This window comes from Allobosea sp. 10L422, assembly GCF_056395345.1.
Genome location: NZ_JBFTJI010000022.1, coordinates 1 through 23,503, shown reverse-complemented (window position 1 = coordinate 23,503; position 23,503 = coordinate 1). Strand labels below are relative to the sequence as shown.

Sequence of the window (23,503 nt, the reverse complement as noted above, 5' to 3'; positions counted from 1 at the left end):
CGTTGAAAGCTCTGGCGCACCCAAGCCTATGCCGCCAGAAGCTCGATCATCACCGGCGCGTGGTCGCTAGTGTGCTCCCAGCCTCGCGGAGCGCGTCGGACCTCCGCGGATTTCAACCGGGCCGCCAAGATAGGGCCGAGCAGGAGATGGTCGAGCCGAAGGCCGGCGTCGCGTTCGAACGAGTTCCGCCAGTATTTCCAGAACGTGTAGATGCGCTCTCTCGGATGAAGGTGCCTGATGGCGTCCGTCCAACCCTGATTGACCAGGTCGGCGTAAGCTTTTCTGACCTCGGGACGAAAGAGGGCGTCATCTCGCCACCGTTCGGGGGCGTAAACATCGAGCTCCGTCGGCATGACGTTAAAATCGCCTACGAGTGCGATCGGCACCTCAAGGGAGAGTAGTTCCTGCGCGTAGCTATGAAGTCGCGCAAACCAGCGGAGCTTGTATTCAAACTTGTCGCCGGGAGCGGGATTCCCGTTGGGCAGATAAAGACACCCAATCAGTACGCCGTTGACCGCGGCCTCGATGTAACGGCTATGGCTGTCGTCCGGATCTCCAGGCAAACCTCGACGCGTGAGGATCGGCGGCCCGCCCCTTGCGAGGATCGCGACACCATTCCAGCTCTTCTGGCCGTGCCAGACCGCCGCGTAGCCGGCTTCCTGCAATTCGCGCTCGGGAAAGCGGTCGTCTGAGCATTTCAGCTCTTGCAGGCACACGACATCAGGATGGTCCTCCTTCAGCCACCGGAGAAGAACGGGCAACCGGCCATTGATGCCGTTCACATTGTAGGTTGCGATCTTCATCAAACACGATCGTTAGAGGTGCTCGCGCAGGAATGCCTGTGTCCTGGCTATCGCATCGGGCCAACTCGCCAGAGAAAGACCATGTCCTTCGCCGGGATAGATATGGCTTTGGACAGTTCTTCCTTTGCTTTTGACCAATCTCTCGATGGCACCGGCGTTGGACACAGGCACCACTCGGTCCGCATCCCCATGCAGGATGAGCGTAGGGGGCAGCGAAGCTCGTTCCATGCCCGGCGGCAGGAATCCGAAGAAGTCGACGACAGCTCTAACCCTGCGATCGCGGGCCGCCAGAGCCAAGGCCAAGGCGCCGCCAAGGGAAAAGCCGACAACGGCGAAAGGGGCCTGCTGATCGCCTGATCGTCTTGATCGCTTCCAGCCAGACCGGGAACTTGCTTTTGATTTCGCCGTAGTGGGCGCGGCGGTCGCTGGTGGCCTCGAAGTAGCGTGGTAGCAGGACGTTATAACCAGCCCCCGCAATCATGTTTGCGGCGAACTCATATCGACCGTTGTTCGTCAAACCGTCCGAGCCGTAGAGAAGGATGACACTGGGACCTGAAATGGTGAGACCAAAGCGGTCGACTGCGACGCTCGCCTGGGCCGACCCAGCGACGATGGTCGCGCCGACTCCGGCAACAAAATGGCGTCGGTCCATTACTCGGTCGCCTCCGACCATCTTTCCTTGGCTTCAGCCGCCGGGACGATCAGCTTGATCGTATTGTCCTCGAGGGCAACGACGAGCGTCAGGTCGAGGTAATGATGGGCTCCGCCCGATTCGGGATCATTCTTCTTGAGTTTGATGAGCTGGCCACTCAGAGAATCGACGGTTCCGACATGCCCTCCATCGGAGCCGATGACGCGCTGGCCTTCCTTGATTTCCTCTACGAACATCATGGGTTGCTCTCCTTGCTGTGCTTGCTCGAACGGCAACGGAACGTCGGGCACAGAGGTTCCAATCGGAATGGTGGTATGGTCACACTGCGCGATCTCGCGCCGCGGCCTCGCCATTTTCATGAGCCCGATGCAAATGCATCAACCACACGAACCTGCGCTCGTTGTGAGGGAGCCGGCGGCGAGATTTCATGAACCGATGCTGTCAGGCAGACTTGTCGAGACCTGGCTCGAACGAGTGATGTCCGCTTCTCGACGAAGCTGGAACGTCAGCGATCTGCTGGGTCCGCTTTCGGGCAACGCGCCAAGGTCCGTTTATGGCGCATCCCGGCCCCCAGGGCACCTTATCCGGCCGAATGACCGACATGGGGCGAGCGGACGTTCGGGTGTATCTCGGAAAATTCGTTTATTTGGCAAGTCACTCGTGATGGATAATTGAAGAACATGCTATAGCTGAGCCCAACGCATTAATTGATTTCGCTGGGTATAGCGTCATCGAGCAAAGATCCGCGAGAAGCTACTAGACGACCTGGTGGGGGTGTTGCAGCAGCTTAACCGTTCGGCGGCGTTGAGGTTGCGTCTTGCGGATCGCTCTGGTTCGAGTGGAGCGTCGGCTTTTAGGCGCCAAGGCAATGTCCGCTGGCGCACTGGCGAAGGACTAACCTAAACGGTCAGCCTTTGCTCAGTTCCTCACATCGGCGAGATTGAAGCAAGCGTGGCTTGCAGCGTTTTCATCAATTGTCAGGATTCGATTTACAACGACACCCCAGCGCGGAGCGGTTTCAGGGCCCGCGCCAATATCTCGGCGGTGTGTTCATCAACATGACAGCTCAAGCGCTACCGCCGGTGCGAGTCCACGATCGCCCGCGCCCGCATTTCCTGCGCTGACGGCCGGTGGGGCGCGCCGCCCGTTGTCCGGCAAGACCGTAACGGTCCTGAGGCCGATATGGCCTCCGGTCATCCAAGCGGGCATAAGCACCAGGGTCGCAATCCCGCACGCCCGCCACCGTCACGCCGTAATGCGGGCGAGGAGGGCTTTCAGCCCCCTTCCAAAATCCGGCCCGCAACGCGTTGACGATTGACGGCCAATCCAGCGCCGCGGCGACCGCCTCATCATCGAGAATGGAGCACTGCCAGGCCTCACGCAGCGAGTCGGAAGGCAGGCAGCGGGTAGCGTCGCGCCTCGTCGGGCGGCAGCAGTTCCAGCCTGGCTCCGCTCGCGATCGACTTCGCGTCCGCGCCGATGATCCGGCCCAGCAGGCTCGCGCCTTCATCTAGCGCGATCTCGGCGAGAATGATCGGTACCTCCTCGTTGAACGAGGGATGGTTGGGGCGCGTGATCAGGGAGAAGGACACGATCCGCCCGCGGCCTGACACCTCCGTCCAGATCAGATCCGTCGCGCCGGTATAGGGACAGATCGGCCGGGGATAGAAGAACAGGGGCCCACCGTCGCGGCTCTGCTGGAGCATGAGCCTGCCTTCGCGCCAGCCGGCCAGGAAGGGGGCGTTGTCCTCATCTTCGTACGGTTGGGGATAGGCGATCTCGACGCTCATTGCACGGCCTCCAGGATGATGCTGCTGGCGGAAAGTCCATGGCCGTAGCCAACCATGCCGTAGCCCGCGACAAGGCCGCGCCTGGCATTGGCGACCTGCCGGTCGCCGGCCTCGGCGCGCAGTTGGCAGACCGCCTCGGTGACGCTGAGCAGCCCGCCTGCGATGCCCGCCTGCCCGCAGGAGAGTTGGCCGCCGCCGGTATTGAGCGGCAGGCTGCCGTCCCAGGAGAAGCTGTTCGCCGCCAGGAAGTCGCTGACCTCGCCCTTCCTGCAGAAGCCGAGATCCTCGAGCTGGATCGCGACCATGATCGGGTAGTCGTCGTAGAGCTGGACGAAATCCATGTCCCCGGGGCCGAAACCGGCCTTGTCGTACAGCTTCCCGGCGAAGGTCTCCCAGCCGCCGCGCAGCGGAGCGATCTCCATCGGCGGATGATTGTGGCGCTCGAAGCCCGAGAGGATGCGGACGGCCTTTCCGGCCGGTGCGCGGTCGAGCGTGGTGACGACCACGGCCTCGGCGCCGGCACAGGGCAGCACGCAATCATACAGGCAGATCGGGTCCGCGATGACGCGGGCGTTCATGTAGTCGTCGATCGTCATCGGGCCGCGCAGGAGCGCGTGCTCGTTGCGCTGCGCGCTGCGGCGCTGGTCGACTGAGATGCGGCCGAGATCCTCGCGGCGCGTGCCGTAGGTTTCCATGTGCTTGCGCTGGATGATGCCGAACAGGCCGTTGGCGCCGCCAAATCCGAGCGGCGTGCCGTAATTGCGCAAGCCCCGGCTGAAATTGTCCATGAGCTTGAAGTGGCCGCCGACATCGTAATTGTCGCCGGCGATACAGAGTACCGTCGTGGCCTGACCACTCTCGATCGCGTGCTTGGCGTTGATGATGCTGGCGACCGGGCCGGCGCTGCCGGCGGTGCCGAGATAGGCCCAGGAGACGGAGATGCCGAGCTGCTCCGCGGCCGTCACTGTATTGTCCGGCGGCAGTTCAAAGGAGCAGATGGCCAGCCCGTCGACGTCCTTGAAGGTCAGGCCGGCCGAATCCAGCGCGTTGCGGCCGGCTTCAGCCAGAAAGGAGAAGAGCGTGCGCGTGGTGCGCTTCTCATAGGCGGTGCGGCTGTAGCCCGCGATTCCGATAGAGCTTGTCATGACCGCCTCAGATGATGTGGTTGCGCCGTAGGTCTTCGATCTCGGCGGCAGAAAGCCCGAGCCAGCCGCCGAAAACCTCGTCGTTGGATGCGCCGGGATCGCGGCCTGGCCAGCGGATGTCGCCGGGGGTTTCGCTCAGCTTCGGCACGGGGGCGGGCATGCGCATCGGCCCAAGGGTGTCGTCGACAAGCGTGCGGACGGCCTCCCGGGCGGCAACATGGGCGTCGCCCAGCACATCGGCGATATCGTTGATCTTGCCGGCAACCACCTTGTTGGCCACGAGTTTCTCCAGTGCGAGCGCGGTGGGCTGCGTCTTCAGCCACGCCGCGACTTCGTCATCGATCGCAACGCGATGCGTGACGCGGTCGGCCATGGTCGCGAAGCGGGAATCGTGCTTGAGATCCGGACGCCCCATCGCATCGACAAGGCCTTCGTAAATCCGCTGGGAGCCGCAACTAATGGCGATCGCGCCGCCATCGGCCGTGGCGTAGACGTTGCGCGGAACGTCCTCCTCCATCTGGTTGCCGAGCAGTGGTTTCTTCTGGCCGGTCTGGTCGTACCTCACGATGACGGACTCGATGATGCGCAGCAGCGGCTCGTAGAGCGCAACGTCGACCACCTGACCGCGCCCGCTGCTCTCGCGCCGATGGATCGCCGCCAGGGCGCCGAAAGCCCCGAAGACGCCGGCGAGGTAATCGCCCATCGGGAATGCCGAGACGGTCGGCCCCTTGTCGGCATGGCCGGTGAAGGATGCCAAGCCCGAGAAAGCCTCGGCGATGGTCGCATAACCGCCCTGCTCGCGGTTGGGTCCGGTCTGCCCCCAGCCGCTGACGCGGACCCAGACGATGCGGGGAAAGCGTTTCGACAACTCCGCCGGATCAAGACCCCAGCGCTCAAGCGTGCCGGGACGGAAGTTCTCGATGACGATGTCGCTTTCACCGATCAGCCGGAGCGCGAGTTCGCGCGCTTCCGGCCTCGAGATATCGAGCGTGACGACGTGCTTGTTGCGAGCCATCGTCTTCCACCACAGGGCTGCGCCATCCTTGTGCGGCGGCCATTCGCGCAAGGCATCCGGCTTGCCCGGCTTCTCCACCTTGACGACGCGTGCGCCGAAATCACCCAGCATCGAGCCGACGAATGGTCCGGCCAGCATGGAGCCGAGTTCGAGCACCTTGAGGTCAGAGAGGGCACCTTCAGGCATAGTTCGGGCGTGCGCTTCCATGATGGCTCGCTTTCTGGAGGGATGAAAGGCGGCACTGGCCGCCTATTTTGTGGGTGCCGCGACTCGGTCGATGCCGACGAAGATATCGAGCAAAATTACCGCTACGATCGCGACATAGATCGTTCCGGCGGAGATCGCCGCGACCATGGGGTCGATCGCATACTGGACGTAGTTGAAGAGCTTGACCGGGATGGGCATCAGCGTCGCGGTCGCGTTGAAAATGCTCAGCTCGACGTTGATCCAGGAAATGATAAGCGCAAACAGCGCGCCGGCGACGAGCCCGGGCTTGATGATCGGCAGCGTCACCAGGAAAAAGGTCGAGACGGCGGAGGCACCAAGATCGAGGCTCGCTTCCTCCAACGTCTGGTCGAAACGGGCGAGCGAGGCCAGTACCGTGCGCAGGATATAGGGTACGACGATCACGACATGGCCGACGAGCAGCGCGGTGTAGCTGCGCGCGAAGCCGAGCATGCTGGCATATTGCAGAAGCGCAGCGCCGATCACGATGGTCGGCAGGATCAAGGGCGCGAGGAAGATCGTATTGATGATCTTCATGCCGGGCAGGTTGCTTCGCGTGATCGCCAGAGCCGCCGGTACCCCGAGCAGGACTGCAATCGCTGTGGAGGCGACCGCGAGCGAAACGCTGAGCCCGATCGCGTCCAGATAGGACGTGTCGGCGAGAAAGCGCTCATACCAGCGCACGGTGAAGCCTACCGGCGGGAAGGTCAGGAATTCCGTTTCCGTGAAGGAGACCGCCACGATGATCGCGAGCGGGATCGTCAGGAAAGCCAGACCCGCCCAGACGAAAATCACCAGGAAAACACGGCCGATTCGTTCCGAGAGCGTCATCATGCGCGCACCGCCTGGCAGCCCGTCGGATGCCGTTCGATGAAGAACAGATAAAGCGCGATCAACACGAGCGTGACGACGAGCAGCGCGACCGCGAGCGCGGCACCGAAGTTGAAGTCGAAGAGCGAGCCGTATTGCTCAAAAATCGACATCGCCATCACGACGGTGCGGCCGCCGCTCATGATGCTCGGCACCACATAGGCGCTGACCGCGAGAGTAAAGACGATCAGCGATCCCGCGACTACCCCCGGCAGGCTGAGCGGGAAGGTCACTTTCGCGAAGGTAACGAACCGGCTCGCTCCCAGGTCCAGCCCGGCTTCGACCAGCGATTTGTCGATGGTCTGGAGCACACCTGCTACCGTCAGCACCATGAAGGGCACGAGGATGTAGGTCAGGCCGATGACGATGCTCAGTTCCGTGAACAGGATCGGGATCGGCCTGTCGGTCATGCCGAGCGCCATCAGCGTCGTGTTCACCAGCCCCTGCCGTCCGAGAAGGATCATCCAACCGAAGGAGCGCACGATGTTGCTCGTGAACAGCGGCATGATGACCAGGATGTAGCAGATGCGTCTGGCCGCGCGGCTGCGCAGAACGTTCACGATGTAGTAGGCGATGGGGTAGCCGATCGCGAAGGAGACCAGCGTCGCAATCAGCGAGAGCTTGAACGTCGCATAGAGGACGCCGGGATAGTAGCTGTCGCCGAGAATGCGGGCATAGTTTGCCAAGCTCCAGACGCCATCCCTTGTCTGGAAGCTCGCGATAACGACGACAAAGAAGGGCACGAGGAAGAAGGCTGCCATGAAGGCCAGCGGCACACCGACCAAAAAGGCGGCCCAGCCATTGCGGATTCTCATCGCACGGCCTCCCTTGATCGATCGTGGACGGCGAGCGCGCTCATTTCGTCAGCACCCGACCGCTGTCGCGCTTCCAGGACAGCACCACGTCGTCGCCCACCGCGACTGGCGCGTCACCGGCGAAGGCCGTTTGCTGGGCGACGATTTCCTGCCCCGCGGCCGTGACGGCGTAGATCCGAACGATTGCACCAGCGAAGACGATCTCCCTGATGCGTGCGGGCGTGGAGACGCAATCGCTGGACGGGTCGGGGGAGCGTTGGACGCTGACGGCTTCCGGGCGCAGAAGATACGTCGCCATGATGCCGGGCTCGGCGTTGTGATGCCCTGCAATCGACAGCGATCCCACGGACAGCGACCCATCCGTCGCGACGGTTCCGGCCAACAGGTTGGCGTCGCCGATGAAGTCGGCGACATAGCGCTCGGCGGGTGCGTGATAGATGTCGCGGCCAGAGCCGATCTGGGCGATGCGGCCCGCGTCCATCACGGCGATGCGATCGGCCATCACCAAAGCTTCTTCCTGGTCATGCGTGACGAAGACGAAGGTGATGCCAAGCTTCTGCTGAAGGGCCTTCAGCTCGATCTGCATCTGCTTGCGGAGCTTGAGATCGAGCGCGCCGAGCGGCTCGTCGAGCAGCAGGACCTTCGGCCGGTTCGCGATGGCGCGAGCCAGGGCGACACGCTGCTGCTGCCCGCCGGAGAGCTGCGACGGAAAGCGCCCGGCATAGGCTGCCATGCCCACGGTCGAGAGGCATTCGTCGACGATCGACGAAACGTCGCCCGCGGCTTTGCGGGCTCGGCGGGGACCGAAGCCGACATTCTGGGCGACGGTCAAGTGTGGGAACAGCGCGTAGTTCTGGAAGACGGTGTTCACCGGCCGACGGTTGGGCGGCAGGCGCTTCATCGACCGGCCTTCGATCATGATGTCGCCATCGTTGAACTCGACGAAGCCGGCGATGGCGCGCAAAAGGGTCGTCTTTCCGCAGCCGCTTGGACCCAGCAAGGCCAGGAATTCGCCTTCGGCCACATCCAGCGAGATGTCGTTCAGCACCACGAGATCGCCGTAGCGCTTCGTCAGGTGCTCGACTCGGATGTAGCTGTTGCTCATTGATGTTCCCGGCCGTTCGCGCATCATCTCAGGCTACGGGGATCGGCATATTCATCAGCGGGACGTGCTGCTGRCAGCCATACATGTCGCCYTCGCCSGCKGATCCCTGCGCRCGSGGGCGYYTGATCGTGATCTTGATGGCGTTGGCCATGTCGATCTCGAAGAACGACGAAATATCCGAGACCGAAAGGCCATAGGCCTCGGCAACGGTTTCGGGTGTGATAGCGCCGGAGGAGCGGATCGCCTCGTAATTCGCCTTCTCCTTGCACAGGATGTCGAAGGTGATGCGATAGGGGCCGGCGTTCTTGCTGCGGACGATGTCCGCGATCTCGCGGAGGGGGCGGACGCTCATCTCACAACTCCTCGATGCTGACGGGGAAAAGCTCGGTCGGTGAATCCACCTTCATCAGGTGATAGGCGCTGAACTCGTAGACGGGGCCGACATCGAGGTCGGAGGGCGAATAGGGGAAGGCTAGATTGCCCGATGGATTGATGATGCCCTCGTAGTGATGGTGCAGCATCGCTCCGCTGATCTGATGGCAGGCCGCATGTGCTAGCTCCTGGCTGGCTGCGGTCACCTCGATCACAAGCCCGACTTCGCGTTGCAAAGCTTTGTCTCGCTCCAGCTCCTTCATCACGCCGTCGCGGCCATACACATGAAACTGGATCGAGATTGCAGACGGCGCAAAATAATCGATCGCCTTGAGCTTGAGCTGATCCAGAATGCCGTCGAGTGCCGCAATCGTCGTCGGACAACGAATGCCGGCGATCGAGATCGAGCGGTAGCCCGCCAGCCGTGCACCTTCCAACTTGACGTAATAATCGTCCGTTTCGGTCAGCTTCGCGCCTTTGACACGGACCTGCCTGTCGCCGAGCTGCTCGAATGAGCAGGCGGTCAGGTCGATCTCGTGGCCAGGCCCACCCTGCTTGAAGGGATTCTCTCGCTCATAAAGCGAGTGCGCCGAGACCGATTTGACCGAGGCTCGCCGACCGATGCTGCCGGGCTCCAGCACGAAGCTGTCCTCATGGATAGTTCCGAGCATAACGTCCATGGCAAAGGGCTCAGCCGAGAACGCGCCGCATTCGAGGATCTTGCCCATGTGAATGGCGAGCGCGGGATCGGCGCCCTTCCATATCGGATAGGCGGCGATCACCGAGTCATCGCAGGCGCGGCCGGCGATGATGACGTCTGCGCCGGCGTCAAGGGCTTTGCAGATCGGCTCGTGCCCCATTTGCGCGACAAGCGTCACGGTCTCGTCGAGAGCGTCTTGCGTGAGTGGATGACCAGCCTCGAAGTCGAGCACCTCGCCCGATGCGACCGCGCGCTTGGCGCGCTCGATCGGAATATCCGAACGAATGGTTGCAAGCTTGAGCTTCAGCCCATTCTCTTTGGCGATTTCGCGAACCAGAGCGGCAGTCCGATCGATCTGAACCCCGGAACCTGCTCCGCCGACACTGCCGACGATGACGGGAATGCCAGCCTTCTGCCCCGCGCGGATCAAGGCCGTCAGCTCTCGCTTGATGCTGACATCCGAGACCAGCGGTTTGCCCGAGCCAAGATAGTGAGGGCCGGGATCGGTCGAGCCGGCATCAACCGCAATCACCGCGGGATTGAGCGACATGCCGCGCGCCAAGGCTTCATCGCCGAAGCCATAGCCTAGAGTTCCCGTGGGGGTCAGCACGGTAATGGCAGCCATCTTTGACCTCGATCTTTCGCTCGGCCGGAAAACTATTGAATTCGCCAGTTTCGGGCGAAATCATCGGCTTCTATTGAGCGATCGACCTCCGCAGTGGTCAAATTGCTTCTGGCAGGTCAGCCATAACCTCTAGATATGCCTTAGCGGTGGATGCTCCGGTTATCGTGCCGGGCGACGTCAGAGTTCGTCGCCAATCGCGGCGGACATCGCGGCAATTTTCGCCGTCAGATTTGACCGGACATGCTCGGTGAGCGCCTTCGTCGCGAGGGAAGGTTCGCGGAAACTCGGCATGACAACCCAGACGTTGAAGTTCACCACGGGGAGAAACGGCCTGACGACCAGCTGATCTGGCGTGAACCCTTCGGTGCTGAGCGGATCCACGATCGACACGCCCACGCCAGCCGCGACAAACGAACAACACGCCTCAGTGAGTTGGACCTTGATGACGATGTTTCGCTCGGAGCCGCATTCGGCAAACACCCGGTCGATTTCGAGCTGCGCCCGGTCTTCGTCGACCATGCCGATAAAGCGCTCACCATGCAGGTCGCGGGCATGAATCACTTCGCGCGACGCCAGGGGATGATCAGGCGCCATGGCACAGACAGCCTTCATCGAGCACAGTATCTCGAAATTCACACCAGCGCGGTCCGGTGCAAACATCCCGAAGCCCAGATCGAACCCCTGCGTGGCGACGGCCTCTACAAGGAGCCAGGAATTCCGGCTGGACATCTCGATCCGCAGACCGGGCCTGGTAGCCAGAAAACCGCCCAGGATGGGGGGCAGGACCCTTGCCGCCAGCGAGGGATAGGAAACGAGATTGATCTCGCCATAGTCGAACTGCTTGATCGCCCGCGCCCGTGCGGAAACCGATTCCACGCTCAGAAAAACCCGTTCGACCTCGGAATAGAGCATCTGCCCTTCCGATGTGGGGACAACCCCGTTCTTCTGGCGATGAAACAGCGAGAAGCCGCATTTTCGCTCGAGGAGAAAGATCAGTTTGCTGACGGCAGGTTGCGACAGGCCGAGCTTCTCCGCGGCTCTGGTGAAGCTGCCCAATTCCATGATGGTTTTGAAGGCTTCGAGCTGTCGAATGTTCATAGCGAAAAGTTATCTCAGAGCCTTCGATTTCAATTTGATGCCGAACTCAAGCCGAGTCCTCATACCTCTCTCAGGGGAAATAAGCCAAACGGCGAAGGAGAAGCCATGACGCATTTCAAGGCAAAGCTGCTTGCGGGCACGATTTCGTTCGCGGTGCTTGGTGGCTTCGCGACCATTGCCGCAGCTGAGGACTCCATCACTGTCGCGACTTATGGCGGGGAATGGGGCGCTGCGATGCAGGCCTGCATCATCGATCCTTTCACCCGTGAAACCGGCGTGCGCGTGACACCGGAGCCTGGGGTCTCGGGTGTGACGCTCAGCAAGCTGCGCCAGCAGAAGGAAGCTCCTTCGCTGGATGCCGTCTGGATCGACGGCGGCGTTTCCGAAATCGCGGCTGCCGATGGCGTAGTCGCAGCGGTCGATCCGGCGAAGGTCCCCGCCGTAGCCGGTATGATTCCCGAAGGTGTCTACAAGGGCGCCGACGGCAAGATCTTCGCGCTCAGCACGGGCTTCTACTCGCTCGGACTCGCCTACAACACCCGCGACATCAAGGAGGCGCCGGCCTCCTGGCTCGACTTGTGGAAGCCTGAATTCGCCGGAGCAGTCACCTTCCCCAGCCCATCGAACGCGATGGGGGTGCCATTTATCGTGCACCTTGCGGGGCTGCTCGGGGGCAATGCCGATAACGTCGCCCCTGCTTTCGAGAAACTCAAGCAGCTCAAGGTTTCCGCCTATTTCGATACCGCGGGGGCTGGAACCAACCTGTTCCAGAGCAGCGAGGTCATCATCGGCGCTCACTATGCCAGTTCGGCCTATGCGATGCGCGACCAGAAGCTCCCGATCGAATTCGTTGTGCCGAAAGAAGGAGCGATCGGCGGCGATATTCGTCTGCATCTTGTCGCCAACAGCAAGAAGCAGGCACTGGCGGAGAAGTTCATGAACTACGCGGTCGGCAAAGGGCCGGCGAAATGCATGGCAGAGAAAATCTATGTCGGGCCGGCAACCTCGGGTGTCGAGCTGACGGATAATGCGAAGCAACGCATGCCATGGGGACCCAACGGCTCGATCAAGAGCCTGGCACTGCCCGACTGGAACAAGATCAACGCAAATCGAGCCGCCATCATCGAGGCATTCAACAAGACGGTGGTCGCCAAGAAGTAACCGCCAGGGCTGCGACAACCTTCAGGAGCAGGGCCGGAGGCGGGCGAATCTGATCGCCCGCCTTTAATTTTTCCTGCCGAGCTCGTCGGTGAAATCCTGCAGTTGTGTCAGTGCATGCTCGACGAACCGCTCGATCAAGTTGAATGAACGCGCCGCCTTCGGCCGAATGAGCCAGATGTCGAATTCCACTGCCGGCTCGAACGGCCTGGCCGTGATGCGGGCATCGGTATTGTTGTAAGCGCTGATGGGGTCGACGATGGCGATACCAGCCCCGGCGGCGACGAATGAGAAAGCCGTCTCCGACTGGCCTACTTCGAGCCGCAACCTGCGTGAGATTCTTCGTTCCTCGAAGAGCCGATCGATCATGAAGCGGGAATGGTCTTGCGGGCCAAGCGAGATGAAGTCTGCCTCGGCAAGGTCTTCGGCCTGGACGCTGGCGGCTTTTGCAAGCCGATGTCCGCTCGGCATGATGCAAAGGCCGCGCAGCCGATGGAGATGGGTGCTCTCAACCTCGGGACGGTCGCCCGGGAGAATGCTGAAGCCAACATCGACATGCTGAGCGGCGACAGCATCGATCAAGCTGCGTGACCGCATGCTTTCAAACCGGAAGCGGGTGTCGGGCCGGCTTTGGCAAAAGGACCAGATGATCTCTGGCAGAACGCGGCGTGCGATGGCTGGAAAGGCCGCGATGCTAAGTGCACCCCAGGTCTGGTCGCGCAGCGCTGTCGCAACCCGGGCGATCTGGCCAACGCCAACGAACATCCGTTCGACCTCGGAGAACAGCGCCTGCGCTTCCCGTGTCGGCGCGAGCTTGCTGCCTTGCCGCTCGAACAGGCGGAAGCCGCAATGGCGCTCGAACTGGGCGATCAGCTGGCTCACCGCCGGCTGTGAGATGCTCAATCTCTCCCCGGCGCGCGTCACGCTGCCGGTCGTCATAACCGCACGGAAAGCCTCGATCTGGCGGACATTCATGGAATCAACATAAGTTTGAGTTATTCTGTGACGACAATTTTCTATTGGATAATTATATTCCGCAAGAGGATGATCATCTCAAGGACGCAAGGATGTCTGCGAGCTTCCAGTCAAGCGTCCGGACAATGGGGATCGTCATGTTCATCGAAATTGCTCAGCGGCGTGTCCGCTCCATGGTATCCGCCGCAGCCAGCATGGTCCGTGGCGCTCGTTTCCTGACCGGCACCTCGTTGCTTGGACTGGGCCTTGCAACTTCGGTCGGCATCGCCCATGCGGACCAGCTCGACCGCGTCAAGCAGCGCGGCAAGCTCATCGTCGGGATCAAAAACGACTACGTACCGTTCGGTTATCTCGACGCCAAAGGCCAGAACGTCGGGTTCGAAATTGATCTGGCACGGTCTGTAGCCAAGAATCTGCTCGGTTCGGAATCGGCGATCGAGTTCGTTCCTGTCAGTGCCTCCAACCGGATCGAGTTCCTCAACGCCGGCCGGATCGACCTCATCCTGGCGACGCTCGGCGTGAACGCGGATCGGGGTAAAGTCATCGACTTTACGGAGAACTACTATTTGATGGCTGGCATCGTGTTGCTGGCACCCAAAGATGCTTCCTACAAGAGCTGGGATGATATTCGCGGTAAGAAGCTCTGCGGCAGCCAAGGCAATCTCTACAATCGCACTCTCAGCGAGAAAATGGGCGCCGAGCTCGTTCTTTTCAGCAATAGCGCCGAGATTTTCAGTGCTTTCCAAGGGGGGCGTTGCGACGCGATCGGGTTCGACGGCCCGATCCTGAACATGAAAGTTACAGAGGACGGCTGGAAGGATAAGTACAAGATCGCGCTGCAGACCTTCGATTATATCCCCATCGCCGGCGGCGTCCGCAAGAACGAGCCCGGCTTTCTCAAAGCGCTCGACGCTGCGATCGTCAAAGCGGAGGCGAGTGGGCTCATGGTCGAGGGCGAGAAGAAATACAATCTCGGCGAGAGCGAGTACGTCCAGAAGCGTGCGGCCGACGCGAAGAAGACGCAGTAGCGCCCACACGGATCCGGCCGCAGCGCGGGCGGGCATCTTCCATCATGCAAGCGTCGGTGGAAGCGCAAGCTGGTCTTCAAGGGCATCATCGCGGCCGGCGCTGCGTCGCCGGCGCCATCGCTTTGCTCGCACAGGAGATCAACATGGCCATGGCCCCGCTCCGCATCGATGGCCTTGCCGGTCTCGCCGGGATCGAACTGCTTCGGGATAGGAAAGTTTCGGCATGAGCCTCGACTATAGCTGGCTCAGTGACGGCCTCTACCAGACCTGGCTGCTGCGCGGCCTGGGAACGACGGTTATGATGAGCCTCCTGGGCATCGTGCTGATGCTGGTTATCGGCGTTGCGGGAGCCTTGTGTCTGCATTTCCGCCTGCCAGCGCTGGAGACGCTAACGACCGTACTGGTCGAGCTCTTCCGCAACACGCCGCCGCTGGTGCAGCTCTTCTTCCTCTATTTCATGCTGTCGGAGGTCGGCCTGAAGCTCACCGACCCGACAACGGGCCGCAGCGTGCCCCTGTTCTCCGGCTTCACCTGCGTGGTGCTGTCGCTAGGGCTCTACAACGGCGCGATTGCGGTCGAGATCATCCGTTCGGGGTTGCTCGCAGTGCCGTCCCAGACCGTAGAGGGCGCTCGCTCGCTCGGTTACACCCGCCTCCAGGCCTTCCGCTACGTCGAGTTGCCAATCGGCTTCAGGCTGTCGATGCCGGCGATGACGAACAACGTCGTCAGCCTGATCAAGACCTCGTCGCAGGCTGCGCTCGTCGCGGTTCCCGACATCATGTACGGCGCGACCCAAATCTCACTCGAGACTTTCCGGAACCTCGAGGTGATGCTGCTGATCTGGATCCTCTATGTCGCCCTCGCGAGCTTGGCCGTCGTCGTCCTGCGCCGCCTCAGCGAAGTCTTCCGCATTCCCGGCTATGGAGTGCAGGCATCATGAGTAGCGAGTGGCGCGCCTTCCTGCTCGGCATCGTCGGCGTTCCCGCCATGCTCGCGGGTTTGCTCGTGGCGGTCTATGGGGCCGAGACGCAGATCATCCTTGGAAAGATCTGGCTGCGCACACCGCTGCTCCTGTCCGGCTCCGCGGACTTCAGCAACTACACCGGCGGTTTCGCGGCAAACATCATCATCAGCCTCTGGGCGATGGCGATCGCCCTTGCGATCGGAATCGTGCTCGGTATCGGTTTGATCGCCCGTAGCGCGCTTGTCCGCATTCCGTCCGAATTCGTGATGAACGTGCTGCGTAATTCGCCCTGGCTCGTCGTGCTCTATGCGATGCTCTACCTGCTGCCTTTCGAGATCACCGTCTTCGGTGCCACCGTCTTCCTGTCGCCGATGGTGAAGTCGGTCGTCGGGCTCGCCCTGCCGGTGACGGCCAATATCGCCGAGGTGTTTCGCGGCGGTGTCGAGGCGATCGCGAGCGGCCAGTGGGAATCGGCCCGCTCGCTCGGCTATCGCCGGCTGCAGATCCTGCGCCACATCGTGGTTCCACAGGCGCTGCCGCTGATGACGCCCAATCTCATGACAATCTACGCGATGCTGTTCATCGGCACGAGCCTCGTCGTGGTCACGGGAACGTCCGACGTTCTGTCCGTCGCGCGCACGGTCATCGGCAGCGACGGCGATCACATGGCAACGGCCGTCTACATCTTCGTGCTGCTGCTGTTCTTCCTGTTCAGCTTCCCAATCGCGATCCTGACACGCTGGTTCGAACGGCGCGTGCGGGCGAGGTGACCATGACAACCGCCGCCAACAAACCATTCATCGAGCTGCGCGACGTTCGCAAGTCGTTCGGAACGTTCCCGGTGCTCAAGGGCGTCTCGCTCTCCATCAGGGACGGGGGCGTGGTCTGCATCATCGGCCCGTCGGGCTCCGGCAAGTCGACGATCCTGCGCTGCATCAATGGGCTGACGCCGATCAATGGCGGCAGCATCCGCGTGGGCGACTTTCAGGTGGAGAAGCTCCGGACCGATCGCGAATTCATTCCGCTGCGCCACCAGGTCGCGATGGTATTCCAACAGTACAACCTGTTCCCGCATCGGACGGTGCTGCAGAACCTCACCATGGCGCCCGTCCAGGTGCTCGGCGAGAAACCGGCTGAAGTAACGGAGCGCGCGAGGGTCCTGCTCGACAAGGTCAGGTTGACCGGCAAGGAGAGCGCCTATCCCGGCGAGCTCTCCGGCGGCCAGCAGCAGCGTGTTGCGATTGCGCGGGCGCTTGCCATGCAGCCGCGCGTCATTCTCTTCGACGAGGTCACCGCCGCGCTCGATCCGGAGATGGTCAGCGAGGTGCTGAGCGTCATTCGCGATCTCGCGCGTGAGGGCATGACCTGCGTGCTGGTGACCCATGAGATGCGCTTCGCGCAGGAGGTCGCCGACGAGGTGTTCTTCACCGACCGCGGCGTCATCGTCGAGCATGCAGCCCCGGTAACCCTCTTCAAGGCTCCTTCCGATCCGCGCCTGAAGGACTTTCTCGACAAGGTTCTCTGAACCCAGCCACCAGGACTGATTGCAATGACTACCCTCAAGATATTGGTTCCCGACGCGCATCTGCGTGATCTCGACGTCGAGCGCGGCGTCTCGGGCGACAGGCTCGACTACATCGTCTTCGACGAGACCGATCCGGGTACGATTCCCGACGAGATCTGGCGGAGTTGTGACGCCATTCTGGTCTGGCATCGCATGAAGATCACGGCCGATGTCGTCGCCAAGCTCGATCGTTGCCGATTGATCGTCCGGGTGGGCGTCGGCTTCGACAATGTCGACGGCGCTGCCTGCCGCGCGCGCGGCATCCCGCTCTCCAACGTGCCGAATTATGGCACCACGGAAGTTGCCGACCATGCGCTCGCGATGCTGCTGCACCTCGTCCGTGGCCTCGGCAGCTACGAGGCACGGCTGAAGGCCGATCCCGTAGCCGGCTTCGTCGCCGAAAACGTGCCGGCCGTGCGCCGCATCCGTGGAGCGACCTTCGGTGCGATCGGCATGGGGCGCATCGGCACTGCGATCGCCCGGCGTGCGGCTGCCTTCGACATGAAGGTCATCTATGTCGACCCCTACCAGCCGGAGGGGCATGATCTGGGGCTGGGGATCGAGCGTGTCCGCACCCAGGATGAGCTGTTGCGCCGAGCCGACATCATCAGCCTGCATGTCCCGCTCTCCGAGGCCACGCGCAATCTGATGGGCGCGGCGCAGTTCGCCGCGATGAAGCCCGGCAGCATCTTCATCAACATCGCCCGAGGCGGTCTCGTCGATATCGATGCGCTGCACGACGCGCTGAAGAGCGGTCACATCGCCGCAGCCGGACTGGACGTCCTGCCGAAGGAACCGCCCCTGCCGGCGCCGGTGTTGATCGAGGCCTGGCGCAGCAACGCGCCCTGGCTCTCCGGCCGCCTCGTCGTGACGCCGCATGCCGCCTTCTATTCGGAGGCCGGTTATCTCGACATGCGTACCTTCTCCGCCGAGATCCTGCTCGAATTCCTGTTCGAGGGACGGCTGCGGAACAACGTCAATCCCGGCTGGGACGCCAAGGCGGCGTAAGCGGGATTAGTCTTCTCAAGCACGGATACGGCACATGGCATTTCAGCAGAGCGATATCGCCTTCAGGGCGCTCAGCGCAGAGCAACTCGACGCCTGGCGGGCCATCCCGCCGGCCGTCGCATCGGATTGCATGAACCGCACGCAGGTCATGAAGGCGGCGATAAAGCCGATTTCTCCCGACACCATCCTGTGCGGCCAAGCCCGCACTGTGACGACGATGGTCGGGGATTGCGGTCCCATATGCGCGCTGATCAGCAGCGCCAAGCCTGGGGAGGTCATCGTGGTCGATGCCGGTGGCGTGGAGGATATTGCGGTTTGGGGCGGCGTGATGACCGAAGAGGCGATTCAGCATCGACTCGGAGGCGCGGTTGTGGATGGTGCCATCCGCGACGTGTCAGACATGAGAAAAGCAGGATTCGCGATGTTCTGCCGGGCAATCGTACCTCGCGGCCCACATCATGGGTTCGGCGGCACGATCGACGGGCTCGCGTCCATCGCCGGTGTACCCGTGCGCTCTGGAGATATCGTTCTCGGTAACGATGATGGTGTCGTCGTCGTGCCGCTTGAAAGATCCGAAGAAGTGTTGGCGGCTGCCCAGGCTCACCTCCTTAAAGAGGAGGGCTGGATCCGAGACATCCGGGCCGGAGGCAGAATACCGGAGATGTTTTCAATCCCGGCGGCCAAATAGACAGACTGCGGTTTACGTGCTGCCGTCATATCCCCGTGGCGCCGCAACATCAATGCGGTCGTGTCGCTTGGCTGCAACTCATCGCAAGACTCCGCTGTCTGTGAAACGGGGACGTCCGCTTCCGGGCAGCGCATTAATGTCGGGAAGTGGCGCGACCGGATGGTTGACCTTGGCCCTGGTCGTGCAGAAAGCATTGCAAAGCGCGGCGCTGACCATCGGCCCCACGTTCACCTGGCGGCGGCCGCGGACTTCGCGTGGGGTTAAGGACCCTTGCGGAACGCTTCGGATACCAGTGCACGGAGCCAGCGATGGCCGGCATCGGCATCCATCCGCGGGTGCCAGATCTGCGACACGACGAGCTCGGGCATCTGGATTGGCAAATCGAAGAGAACTGTCTTGTATCCCGGCAGTGCCAGGCAAGCCGAGCGCGGGACGAGACCCAGGAGGTCGGACGCGGCAGCAACGGCAATCACAGCTGGAAAGCCGGGGACGATGACGGCCACTCGGCGCGAGAGCCCTAGGGCGGCCAGCGCTTCATCGGCCGGGCTGGATCGATCCCGACGCCGCGCAAACACCACATGGCCCCACGCGCAAAGGCCCTCCGGCGTAACTGCCGCATCCAGGAGGGGATGGCCGGCCCGAGCCACACCGATATAGCTGTCGCGATAGAGGGTCTGTGCGCGAAGTTCATCTCCTTCGCCAGAGATCACCCCAATCTCGAGATCGACCGTCCCGTGCCGCAGAGGACCTATCTCCTTGTCGGGCTTCGGCACGAAGCGCAGCCGAACACTGGGCGCCGTGGCCGACACCGCGGCGCTGAGCTTTGCTGCATAGAGCTGCGTGAATGCCTCATTGGCGCGGATGGTGAATTCGCGCTCCATTCTCCGCGGATCGATCGGCGGCGGCGGCCGCAGCATCGCTTGCGCGCCCGTCAGCAGCATGTGCACCTCAGCGGCAATGGCCTCGGCGCGAGGTGTCGCAACCATCGCGCGGCCGGCCGGTACCAATACCGGATCGCCGAGAGCCTCTCTGAGCCTGGACAAGGTGCGGCTCATCGCGGAGGTGCTGAGCCGTAGCCTGAGCGCAGCGCGTGTCACGCTGCGTTCCTCAAGCAGGACATCGAGCGCCGTCAACAGGTTCAGATCGATGTCACGCATGGCGTTATACGCAAATGTCAGTTGAATCCGTTGCGTATGGTGCAATCTGTGGCCGCGGCATATCAGGATGGAGCCACCAAGGAAAGCTCTCATGTCGCAGACTGTTACCGATTTCCATATCGATGGCCTGCCGGCGCCGCGACGCTATCTCGCAATCGCCGTCCTCCTCCTGACGTTGGTGCTGGTGGTGCTCGACGGCGCCATCGCCAACATCGCTCTGCCTTCGATCGCCATCTCGTTGCATGCCAGCCCGAGCGATACGGTTTGGGTCGTTTCGAGCTATCAGCTCGCGGTGCTGGTCGCGCTGCTGCCCTGCGGCGCCATCGGCGAGATGGTCGGGGCGCGGCGGGTCTTTCTAGCGGGCGTCGCGCTCTTCACCTTTGCTTCCGCCGCCTGCGCCTGCGCAGGGACGCTGCCGATACTTGTCGCTGCGCGGTTCGTCCAGGGCTTGGGCGCGGGTGCGGTGATGGCTCTCGGCGTAACGAACCTTCGACTGTCGGTGCCGCAGCGGCTTCTCGGCACGATCATCGGCATCAACGCGATGACGATCGCCATCTCCTCGGCCGCAGGGCCCGGTCTTGCAGGCGCCATCCTGGCGGTGGCGCCCTGGCCCTGGCTCTTCGCCGTCAACATACCGCTCGGCATCGTCGTATTGGCATCCGGCACAGTTTTGGCGTCGACTGAGGGCGTGGCGCGGAGGCTCGACGGCAGAGCCATGATCGCGAATGCCTTGATGTTCGTCCTGTTCTTCCTCGGTGCTGACCGGGTCGTCCAGGCTCCGGTGACAGGCGGACTGCTGATAGTCGCGTCGGTGGTCTGCCTCTTCACGTTACTGCGGATCGAGCGCCGGGTTGCGACACCACTCGTGCCCACCGATCTTTTCGGCTCGCCGGCTTTCCGGTTCTCCGTCATCGCGTCGGTCTGCTGCTTCACCGGGCAGATGCTGGGCCTGCTCGCTCTGCCCTTCTATCTCCAGCACAGGCTCGGCATGGCGACGACCCAGGCGGGGCTGTACATGATGCCGTGGCCGGCGGCGGTGGCCCTGATCGCGCCGGTTTCCGGATGGCTCGCCAATCGCGTGAAGACGGCCTGGCTCTGCACCGCTGGCGGCGTCCTGCTGGCCGTCGGACTCGCGAGTGTCGGCCTGTTGCCGGCCGGTCCGTACGGAGCGAGCTTCATCATTGGCACGGTGATCGCTGGCCTCGGCTTCGGCCTTTTCCAGACCCCTAACAACCGCGTCCTACTCCTATCGGCGCCCAAGGCGCGCAGCGGTGCCGCCGGTGCCATGCAGGGCACTGCGAGGCTGACCGGCCAGACCTTCGGCGCCATCGTGATGGCTATCGTCTTCGACGTCGTCCCGCTCTCCTCGGCGCCGGAGGTTGCGCTGGTGCTGGCCGCTGCCTTCGCCGGCCTTGCCGCGGTCGTCAGCCTCGTGCGCGTCCCTCACGAGGTAGCCGGTTAATATAGGACAGGTTGTGTCGCCCAGCCGGCCTCGTCGAGCGTTTCGAGGTACTCACGCGCCGAGCGACGGATCCGGTCGAGAGCGTCCAAGTCGACCGGATCGAAGCTTTCACCGAGTGCTGCTTGTTCGCGTCGGCCCTGATCAACCGCCATCGACGGCGAAGCATTCTCTGTTGGCAAGCGCTTCCGCGAGGCAATGCCAAACTGTCGACTCGAACAGCTTCCCAGGTTCGCCTTACCCACGAACATGAATCCGGCCACAGGGCGTCTGGTCTCAGGCGGCAGTCCGACGCCAAGGAAGCATACGTTGCCCGGAGCGGCTCGCCATTCAAAGAAGCGGCATTGGGCAGCAAAGACCACCAACGATCCGCGAGGAGCTGAACTTATGACTGATTGATTGTGCGGACCGTGGGACGTGCGTGTCGCGCCGGCCGGATTACGCTAAAATCGGTAGTGCAGCCGCACGCAGCCCTTATCGATCGCCTGAGCGCTGATCAGTGTCGGGCTCGCGCGAAACCCGCTGAGTGGAAAGAGCGGCCGACCGCCGCCTAGCATTTCCGGGATGACGTAGATTTCGATCTCGTCCAGTGCCCCGCGCTCAAGGAAGGCCATCTGCAACTGCCCGCCGCCCAGCATCCAGACATCGCCATCGTCCAGTCCGCGCAGCTCGCGGATCACCGCATCGACGTCGCTGCGAACCTCCAGCGGCGCCTTCGGATTGTCGATCGGCCGCGACGTGAGGACGATCACGCGCTTGTCCCCGTATGACCAGGGAGAGGAATCCCCCGCTATGAACTCATACGTACCGCGCCCCATCACTACGGTGCGGATTCGTTTGAGGAAGGTGCGGTAGTCGTGCTCGCCGAGGTTCATGTCGTCGTACTTGAACAGCCAGTCGAGGCTGTCGTCCTCGGCCGTGATCAGCCCGTCGAGGCTGGTGGCGATATATCCCAGAATTCGAGCCATGGTGGTCCCTTATTGATTTATAAATGAATATACGTTTATATATATCCATGGCAAGACACAAGACGATCCCTGACGAGCAAATCCTCGACAACCTCCTTGGGACACTTATGGAGAGCGGGCCCGATAGCCTCACCTTCACCCGCGCCGCGAAGGCCTGTGGGCTCTCGCCGGCGACGCTGGTACAGCGCTATGGCAACCGTGAGGCCATGGTTCAGGCGATTCTCCTGCGGGCCTGGGACCGGCTGGACGCGGAGACAGAGGCAGCGGACGCGGAGGAACCACCGACGTCCGAAGGCGCGATAAACCTTCTGATTCGTCTGATGCCGTCTGAAACCGCGGAACGCGATGCCACCAGCGGCCTGCTGCTGTTGAGGGAGGACATCCGCAATCCCGCCCTCCGCACCCGCGGCGCTGCCTGGGGCCATCGCTTGGCCGAAGCTCTCGGCCGCCGCCTCTCGAAGGACCGTACGCGAGGCGAACGCCTCGGTTGGCAGATGGCGAGCCTCTGGCAGGGCGCGCATACGTGGTGGGCCTTCACACGCGACGTGCCGGCGGAACAGGCGATCAGGCGGGTGTTGGAGGAGTTTGTTGGTGGGATGGAATGACCACCGTTGGCCCGAGCCGGAAGTAGATCGACTTTCGCTCAGCAGCGAAGAGGAGGCGCTCCGCCGTCCCTCTTGAGGGCGTTCTATGCACTAGCAAATGGCATCAAGGGCTGCAGGAGGCCAACCGCGAAGCCTCGATCCGCCACGCCCGCTCTGCGCTCATCCATGGCCAGGACGATGCCACCGCGCTGACCCTCGCGGGATTTTCGGTTGGGATGGACGGGCACGACCGCGGAGCGGCCTTCACCGCTTTGGAAGCCGCGCTCGCCATCAGCCCGTTGGCGGTTGCGCTGGCCAAGCAGGGGCGACTGGAGGAAGCGGGGCGCGCAGCCGCACGGGTGCTCGAACTCCATCCGACATTCCGCTTCAGCCGTCAGTTCGCCGGTGTGAACTGCGCTCCAGAGCTTGCAGACGCTCTCGGTGACGCGCTGCGTCTAGCGGGACTGCCGGAATAGTTGGTTGTCCGGTTTCGGGCGAGCCACCAGCTAGTGTGTCCCCATTCGACAGAAGTCGGCGATTATGGACGTCTGGTTTCAGGCAGTCCGCCAATGTCCGCAACTGGCGCACCGTAGCCTCTGGCCTCTGCCACTCCGAGAATGATTTGCGCGGGTAGTAGCCACTTTGTCGGATTAACGAGACCCGGTAGGTAAGTTGAGCATGATGGGCCGAGGTCATGATGAGTCTGATTGAGAAAGTATCGACGGTTCTGGTTCT

The 23,503-nt window shown here is 62.4% G+C and carries 26 protein-coding genes and 1 pseudogene; 10 read left to right on the top strand and 17 right to left on the bottom strand.

Features of this window, described 5'->3' with window-relative positions; genetic code table 11:
- Positions 1-26 precede the first annotated feature (26 nt).
- From xth to AC1DEZ_RS26640, 13 genes are all read right to left on the bottom strand, one after another.
- Positions 27-803 (bottom strand): exodeoxyribonuclease III, encoded by a 777-nt coding sequence (gene xth / locus AC1DEZ_RS26700; RefSeq protein ID WP_476781220.1) that lies wholly within the window; start codon positions 801-803, stop codon positions 27-29.
- 12 nt (positions 804-815) lie between these two features.
- Positions 816-1,100 carry an alpha/beta hydrolase family protein gene (locus AC1DEZ_RS26695; protein WP_476781219.1) on the bottom strand — a complete coding sequence of 95 codons (285 nt, stop codon included), beginning with the start codon at positions 1,098-1,100 and terminating at the stop codon, positions 816-818.
- Positions 1,069-1,455: a hypothetical protein gene (locus AC1DEZ_RS26690; RefSeq protein WP_476781218.1), complete on the bottom strand. Its 387-nt coding sequence runs from the start codon at positions 1,453-1,455 to the stop codon at positions 1,069-1,071. The genes AC1DEZ_RS26695 and AC1DEZ_RS26690 overlap by 32 nt, the downstream gene beginning before the upstream one ends.
- Positions 1,455-1,814 (bottom strand): DUF2171 domain-containing protein, encoded by a 360-nt coding sequence (locus AC1DEZ_RS26685; protein ID WP_476781217.1) that lies wholly within the window; start codon positions 1,812-1,814, stop codon positions 1,455-1,457. The genes AC1DEZ_RS26690 and AC1DEZ_RS26685 overlap by 1 nt, the downstream gene beginning before the upstream one ends.
- Positions 1,815-2,831: 1,017 nt before the next feature.
- Positions 2,832-3,245, bottom strand: coding sequence for a Zn-ribbon domain-containing OB-fold protein (locus AC1DEZ_RS26680; protein ID WP_476781216.1), 414 nt, complete (start codon positions 3,243-3,245; stop codon positions 2,832-2,834).
- A complete protein-coding gene (locus tag AC1DEZ_RS26675; protein WP_476781215.1) occupies positions 3,242-4,390 on the bottom strand; it encodes a thiolase family protein in 1,149 nt (382 codons plus the stop codon). Before AC1DEZ_RS26675 ends, AC1DEZ_RS26680 begins: the two co-directional genes overlap by 4 nt.
- A gap of 7 nt (positions 4,391-4,397) precedes the next feature.
- A complete protein-coding gene (locus AC1DEZ_RS26670) occupies positions 4,398-5,591 on the bottom strand; it encodes a CaiB/BaiF CoA transferase family protein (RefSeq protein ID WP_476781214.1) in 1,194 nt (397 codons plus the stop codon).
- A 63-nt stretch (positions 5,592-5,654) separates the two neighbouring features.
- On the bottom strand, positions 5,655-6,464 hold the full coding sequence (locus AC1DEZ_RS26665; protein WP_476781213.1) for an ABC transporter permease: 810 nt from the start codon (positions 6,462-6,464) through the stop codon (positions 5,655-5,657).
- The gene (locus AC1DEZ_RS26660) at positions 6,461-7,315 is read right to left on the bottom strand and encodes an ABC transporter permease (protein ID WP_476781212.1); all 855 of its coding nucleotides are present in this window, start codon (positions 7,313-7,315) and stop codon (positions 6,461-6,463) included. Before AC1DEZ_RS26660 ends, AC1DEZ_RS26665 begins: the two co-directional genes overlap by 4 nt.
- A gap of 40 nt (positions 7,316-7,355) precedes the next feature.
- The gene (locus AC1DEZ_RS26655; protein ID WP_476781211.1) at positions 7,356-8,420 is read right to left on the bottom strand and encodes an ABC transporter ATP-binding protein; all 1,065 of its coding nucleotides are present in this window, start codon (positions 8,418-8,420) and stop codon (positions 7,356-7,358) included.
- Positions 8,421-8,448: 28 nt separating this feature from the next.
- On the bottom strand, positions 8,449-8,772 hold the full coding sequence (locus AC1DEZ_RS26650; RefSeq protein WP_476781210.1) for a DUF4387 domain-containing protein: 324 nt from the start codon (positions 8,770-8,772) through the stop codon (positions 8,449-8,451).
- A 1-nt stretch (position 8,773) separates the two neighbouring features.
- Complete coding sequence (locus AC1DEZ_RS26645) at positions 8,774-10,117, bottom strand: acyclic terpene utilization AtuA family protein (RefSeq protein WP_476781209.1); 1,344 nt, start codon at positions 10,115-10,117, stop codon at positions 8,774-8,776.
- A 177-nt stretch (positions 10,118-10,294) separates the two neighbouring features.
- Positions 10,295-11,179, bottom strand: a complete 885-nt coding sequence (locus AC1DEZ_RS26640) for a LysR family transcriptional regulator (RefSeq protein ID WP_476781208.1) — start codon at positions 11,177-11,179, stop codon at positions 10,295-10,297.
- Here AC1DEZ_RS26640 and AC1DEZ_RS26635 point away from each other — a divergent pair.
- On the top strand, positions 11,069-12,376 hold the full coding sequence (locus AC1DEZ_RS26635) for an ABC transporter substrate-binding protein (protein ID WP_476781207.1): 1,308 nt from the start codon (positions 11,069-11,071) through the stop codon (positions 12,374-12,376). The two genes, AC1DEZ_RS26640 and AC1DEZ_RS26635, sit on opposite strands and share 111 nt — an antisense overlap.
- A 63-nt stretch (positions 12,377-12,439) precedes the next feature.
- Here AC1DEZ_RS26635 and AC1DEZ_RS26630 read toward each other — a convergent pair whose 3' ends face one another.
- Positions 12,440-13,348: a LysR substrate-binding domain-containing protein gene (locus AC1DEZ_RS26630; protein ID WP_476781206.1), complete on the bottom strand. Its 909-nt coding sequence runs from the start codon at positions 13,346-13,348 to the stop codon at positions 12,440-12,442.
- A gap of 137 nt (positions 13,349-13,485) precedes the next feature.
- Here AC1DEZ_RS26630 and AC1DEZ_RS26625 point away from each other — a divergent pair, with 137 nt between their 5' ends.
- The 6 genes from AC1DEZ_RS26625 (at position 13,486) to AC1DEZ_RS26600 (ending at position 18,600) form a co-directional block, all read left to right on the top strand.
- A complete protein-coding gene (locus AC1DEZ_RS26625) occupies positions 13,486-14,376 on the top strand; it encodes a transporter substrate-binding domain-containing protein (RefSeq protein ID WP_476781205.1) in 891 nt (296 codons plus the stop codon).
- 223 nt (positions 14,377-14,599) lie between these two features.
- Positions 14,600-15,316: an amino acid ABC transporter permease gene (locus AC1DEZ_RS26620; RefSeq protein WP_476781204.1), complete on the top strand. Its 717-nt coding sequence runs from the start codon at positions 14,600-14,602 to the stop codon at positions 15,314-15,316.
- The gene (locus AC1DEZ_RS26615; protein ID WP_476781203.1) at positions 15,313-16,110 is read left to right on the top strand and encodes an ABC transporter permease subunit; all 798 of its coding nucleotides are present in this window, start codon (positions 15,313-15,315) and stop codon (positions 16,108-16,110) included. Before AC1DEZ_RS26620 ends, AC1DEZ_RS26615 begins: the two co-directional genes overlap by 4 nt.
- Positions 16,111-16,112: 2 nt before the next feature.
- Positions 16,113-16,865, top strand: coding sequence for an amino acid ABC transporter ATP-binding protein (locus AC1DEZ_RS26610; protein WP_476766343.1), 753 nt, complete (start codon positions 16,113-16,115; stop codon positions 16,863-16,865).
- A 24-nt stretch (positions 16,866-16,889) separates the two neighbouring features.
- On the top strand, positions 16,890-17,912 hold the full coding sequence (locus AC1DEZ_RS26605) for a C-terminal binding protein (RefSeq protein WP_476781202.1): 1,023 nt from the start codon (positions 16,890-16,892) through the stop codon (positions 17,910-17,912).
- Positions 17,913-17,946: 34 nt separating this feature from the next.
- Positions 17,947-18,600 (top strand): RraA family protein, encoded by a 654-nt coding sequence (locus AC1DEZ_RS26600; protein WP_476781201.1) that lies wholly within the window; start codon positions 17,947-17,949, stop codon positions 18,598-18,600.
- Between the two features lie 260 nt (positions 18,601-18,860).
- Here AC1DEZ_RS26600 and AC1DEZ_RS26595 read toward each other — a convergent pair whose 3' ends face one another.
- The gene (locus AC1DEZ_RS26595; RefSeq protein ID WP_476781200.1) at positions 18,861-19,757 is read right to left on the bottom strand and encodes a LysR substrate-binding domain-containing protein; all 897 of its coding nucleotides are present in this window, start codon (positions 19,755-19,757) and stop codon (positions 18,861-18,863) included.
- 91 nt (positions 19,758-19,848) lie between these two features.
- On the opposite strand from AC1DEZ_RS26595, the gene AC1DEZ_RS26590 reads away from it, so the two are divergent.
- Positions 19,849-21,219 (top strand): MFS transporter, encoded by a 1,371-nt coding sequence (locus AC1DEZ_RS26590; RefSeq protein WP_476781199.1) that lies wholly within the window; start codon positions 19,849-19,851, stop codon positions 21,217-21,219.
- 20 nt (positions 21,220-21,239) lie between these two features.
- On the opposite strand, the pseudogene AC1DEZ_RS26585 reads toward AC1DEZ_RS26590, so the two are convergent.
- Together AC1DEZ_RS26585 and AC1DEZ_RS26580 are read right to left on the bottom strand one after the other, a co-directional pair.
- Positions 21,240-21,441 (bottom strand): annotated as a pseudogene (locus tag AC1DEZ_RS26585) (IS5/IS1182 family transposase); the annotation flags it as partial.
- Between the two features lie 218 nt (positions 21,442-21,659).
- A complete protein-coding gene (locus AC1DEZ_RS26580; RefSeq protein WP_476781198.1) occupies positions 21,660-22,184 on the bottom strand; it encodes a dihydrofolate reductase family protein in 525 nt (174 codons plus the stop codon).
- Positions 22,185-22,231: 47 nt separating this feature from the next.
- On the opposite strand from AC1DEZ_RS26580, the gene AC1DEZ_RS26575 reads away from it, so the two are divergent.
- A complete protein-coding gene (locus tag AC1DEZ_RS26575) occupies positions 22,232-22,789 on the top strand; it encodes a TetR/AcrR family transcriptional regulator (protein ID WP_476781197.1) in 558 nt (185 codons plus the stop codon).
- Between the two features lie 215 nt (positions 22,790-23,004).
- A complete protein-coding gene (locus tag AC1DEZ_RS26570) occupies positions 23,005-23,244 on the top strand; it encodes a hypothetical protein (RefSeq protein WP_476781196.1) in 240 nt (79 codons plus the stop codon).
- Positions 23,245-23,503 lie beyond the last annotated feature (259 nt).